Genomic DNA, 3964 nt, shown 5'->3' on the forward strand with positions numbered 1-3964 from the left:
ACAAGACCACGTCCGGCGGGAACCGGAAGCCCGCAAACGACAGAGACTCAGAGCGGCGACAACGACGACGACGAGTCACCCGGGCACGCTACGACACGCACCCGATCCGTCAACGCAACAGTGCCGATGGCAGTCCGTCACCGCGCTGCCCGGCTGCGGTTCCGCGACAACCTCGACACCAGCCGACAGACCTTTCGGACGCAACGACCCCCTACCAAATGAGACTCGTGCCTACAAAAGTTTGGCTTCACAGCCAAACAGGCCTCAAAGGAGCATTGCCGGTCACACCGCTCCAGCGAGGGCGGTCATCGGATCTGACGACTGATCGTCAGCTGAGCGAGTCGATGTGTTGACTCCGGACCCAGACATCGAGTTCGTTAAGATCGAAAAGCAGATACTTGCCGACCTTCGAATAGGGGATACGTTTCTCGGCCACGAGCCGTCGCAGGAACCGCACGCCAAGGCCGAGCCACTCGGCGGCAGCTTCGATTCGAACCCAGCATGCTGATGGTCGCCCGGATGGATTCATCTTGTCGTCTTGCTCGCTCATGGTGACTACCCCGACTGCTCGGCCAGCCCGGCGGGCATGGCTCCTCAACCAATGGGGGTGAAACCGGCAGGCCGTTTCACTGCTTCTTTGGAGATCCTCTCGCGAACGATGCCAGCGGGAATCTCCACGCGAAGGAAGCGGAGCTGACCAGGGACTTGACGGCGTTCACTCAGAACCGCTCGTCGGCGCTTCTCCTACCGATCGAAGGCATTGCATGACGCTGTTCTCACCGACAGATGATCCGGCCGTACACGCAGTCGCTTGTTGCCGCTGTGGAGCACCAGCTTGCCCGCAGAGATCGGTCCGTTCCACACGTGATGGGCGACCTGGTTCACGCATCGTCGATGTGTCGGCGGCCACCCGGATCTGCCCGCACGTGGCCACCGGCGGAGGCCCAAATACGGTCAGTTCGTCACACAGAGTGACGTCATCTCGTTTCGGCTTCTCTGGCGTCGAGTCGTTGGAAATACGGGATCACGAGCGAGTTGAGGTGCCCCCGGACGACGTCGCTACGGTCGCCTCCGAGCCGCTGTAGGTGCCACTCGTCAACGCTGATCCGTTCCAGCATTATGTGCGCCTCCGGGTGCGGAAGAAGTGCCGCACCAGAGCTGGTCATGCGGAACGCGACCACCGTCGATATGCGCCCCTCCGGCAGGCACTCCGAAGATTTTGTTGCGACTGGTTAGAGCATGGAGCCGAGGTCGGATGTCACCGTGGGGTAGGAGGGGGTCATTGATTTGAGTTGTCGGGTGGTCAGGCCGAGTTTGATGGCAAGTGCGCAGAAGTTGATGAGTTCGCCGTATTCGGGGCCGAGCATGTGGGCACCGACGATCGTGTCGCTGGATGTATCGACGAGGATCTTGACCGCTGCGGTGGTTTCGCCGATCCGGTAGTTGGAGTACCAGCCGCTCGTGTCGGTGTATCGGACATCGAGGTCGATCCCGGCCTCGACAGCTTCGGACTCGAGCATGCCCACGCGAGCGAGTTCGGGAATCGTAAACACGGCGGTCGCGACACCGCCGTAGTCGGGAACGGTCGTCGCCGATTTCAGCATGTTCGACGCGGCGATCTTGCCTTCGAACACTGCAATCGGGGTGAGCGGCATGCCAGGCGTGTCCGCTGAGTCTCCAGCGGCGTACACAGCGGGGTTGGTGATGCTTTGGAGGTGCGCGGCAACGTCCACACCACGTGGGCCATACTCGACGCCTGCGGCTTCGAGGCCGAGCCGAGAGAGTTCTGAGATCCGGCCGGCACCGTGCACGACCAGGTCGGCTTCGAGTGTTGTGTGATCCCCGTGTCGTTCCACGGTCACCCGGTAGCTGCTGCCGTCGGCCTCGACTGACACGATCGAGGTGTCGGTCCGGGTGTCGATGCCAGCCTGAGTGCTGCGATCGACGAGGAGGTCGACAAGGTCGGGATCGAATCCCTTCAATGGGCGTGGACCGTGATCGATGATGGTCGGTCGAGTGCCGGCTCGAGCGGCGATATGCGCGAATTCGAAGGAGATGAACCCGCCACCAACGAACAGAATTCGCTTGGGCAACTCGACCAGATCGAGGAACGCGGTGCTGTCGATGAGATGGTCGGTACCAGGAAAATCGAGTGGCCGCGGACGTGCTCCGGTTGCTATGAGGAAGTGGTCTGCGGTGTAGCTGACGCCATCGATGTCGAGGCTGTTCGTGCCGGTGAAGGTGGCGGTGCCGTGCATCGTGTCGACGCCGTTGCCGGTGAGGCCGCGTTCCATGTTCGCCGGGACGGGTTCGGTGAATCCGAGTTTGTGCTGCATCAGGTCGGCCCAGTTGATGTGCAGGCCGTCGGCGTCGATCCCCTTGCCGCTCATGAGGCGGGCGCTGTCGATGATCTCGGCACCGCGCCGCAGGATCTTCTTCGGGTCACAACCCCGCAGTGCACACGTGCCGCCGTAGGGCAGTTCGTCGACGATCGCCACGCGCCAGCCCGCTGACGCGCACTTGTTGGCGGCGGCGTTGCCGGCCATTCCGGCGCCGATCACGATGAGGTCGTAGTTGGTTCCGTCAGTGCTCATTGTGGTTGCTCCAGGTTCGTTTCAGTGTGATGGTTCGTTGCACGCATTGCGGTGTTCACGAGACCGGTGTCGGTCGGGCAAAGGTCGTGAGTATCCGGTGGACGTCCGCGAGGCAACACTTCCCGCGCGGGTTCAGGTGCTCGCATGCGCATTGGCCGTTGGCGACCGCAGCTTTGATGGATGCTTTGATCTCGCTGACGCCGTTGTTCGCGGCGTAGTCCTCGGCCAGGTCGTCAGCGGTGTGGGCGAAACAGAAACACACCGGCGTCTCCTTGTCGGTGGCCTTCAACCCAACTTGGGTGCTCACCGAGTCCATATCGACCGTGTCCATGCCGAGGTGGAAGATGACCTCACAAGACTCGTTGGCGCAGTGCTGCCAGTCTCCGTCGACTGCGTCGGGCAGATGGGGGCGCACGGGTGCGGTGCCGACGATCGGGCCGACGTGACCACACTGTGGGCACGGGTGGGCACTGGCCTCGGTGGTGCCGCAACAACTGCTCATGATGATTCCTCTTCGTTCGGAGAGGTGCGAGTGGGTGACAGGACGGCGTCCTTGCGCAGCGGTGACGGATCTACGTCTGCTTCTGGTGCTGGGCAGGTGTCGCTCGTTCGGCGCCACCGCACTACTCCGACCGCAACGACAGCAACAGCGAAGGCGACGACGAGCCAGCTCCCCAGCCCAATCCCAGCAACCGCGCCGAGGACGCCGACCGACGCGAGCAGTGGCAGCCCACAACACAGGCCCAACAGGCCTGCTACAGCCGCGAACGGGGCGAGTGCTGATGTCTTCTGATTGCTCACACGAACGACCGTAGACCTTCTCCCACGGAAGAAGGTCAAGGGGTAGTGTCGGGTCATGTTGATCGGACAACTCGCAGACGCGCTCGAGATACCGACGAGGACGATTCGGTTCTACGAGCGCAAGGGGCTCCTGCCCGAGCCGGAGCGGACCGCCAACGGATATCGCGTCTACGACGACGCCACCCTCGCCCGGCTCCGTTTCATACGCACCGCTCAGGCCGCAGGACTCACGCTGGCAGAGATCGCGAGCGTCATTCACTTCCGCGACGACCGCACTGCCCCATGCAGCCACGTCGACTCACTCCTCGAAACCAAACTTGCCGAGGTTCGCGAACGGCGTCACCAACTTGCCACACTCGAATCCGAACTCGCCCAACTCCTCGATCGCAGCAGACAACTCGACCCAGAAAATTGCACCGCCGGCGAGATCTGCCACATCTTCTCGCCGACCGAGAGCACATGATCGACCGTTCTCCGCGCCGCCAGGGAACGAACAACTCCGTTCAGCGGGGCGCGTACATGATCACCGAGACCCCGACAAGGCAGATCCCTGCTCCGACGAGATCGAA

At 62.5% G+C, this 3964-nt stretch carries 5 protein-coding genes; 1 reads left to right on the forward strand and 4 read right to left on the reverse strand.

The features are described from left to right. Positions 1–328 precede the first annotated feature (328 nt). The 4 genes from ACH2EI_RS18485 to ACH2EI_RS18500 form a co-directional block, all read right to left on the reverse strand. Positions 329–550 (reverse strand): helix-turn-helix domain-containing protein, encoded by a 222-nt coding sequence (locus ACH2EI_RS18485; protein ID WP_395161085.1) that lies wholly within the window; start codon positions 548–550, stop codon positions 329–331. Between the two features lie 682 nt (positions 551–1232). Further along, complete coding sequence (locus ACH2EI_RS18490; RefSeq protein WP_395161087.1) at positions 1233–2594, reverse strand: dihydrolipoyl dehydrogenase family protein; 1362 nt, start codon at positions 2592–2594, stop codon at positions 1233–1235. Between the two features lie 55 nt (positions 2595–2649). Then, the gene (locus ACH2EI_RS18495; RefSeq protein ID WP_395156557.1) at positions 2650–3096 is read right to left on the reverse strand and encodes a hypothetical protein; all 447 of its coding nucleotides are present in this window, start codon (positions 3094–3096) and stop codon (positions 2650–2652) included. Further along, a complete protein-coding gene (locus ACH2EI_RS18500) occupies positions 3093–3395 on the reverse strand; it encodes a hypothetical protein (protein WP_395156559.1) in 303 nt (100 codons plus the stop codon). The genes ACH2EI_RS18495 and ACH2EI_RS18500 overlap by 4 nt, the downstream gene beginning before the upstream one ends. Positions 3396–3450: 55 nt before the next feature. Between ACH2EI_RS18500 and ACH2EI_RS18505 the strand changes: the two genes are divergently transcribed. After that, positions 3451–3858: a heavy metal-responsive transcriptional regulator gene (locus ACH2EI_RS18505; protein ID WP_395156561.1), complete on the forward strand. Its 408-nt coding sequence runs from the start codon at positions 3451–3453 to the stop codon at positions 3856–3858. Positions 3859–3964 lie beyond the last annotated feature (106 nt).

The sequence above is a fragment of the Ilumatobacter sp. genome (genome assembly GCF_041688325.1).
GTDB lineage: Bacteria > Actinomycetota > Acidimicrobiia > Acidimicrobiales > Ilumatobacteraceae > Ilumatobacter_A.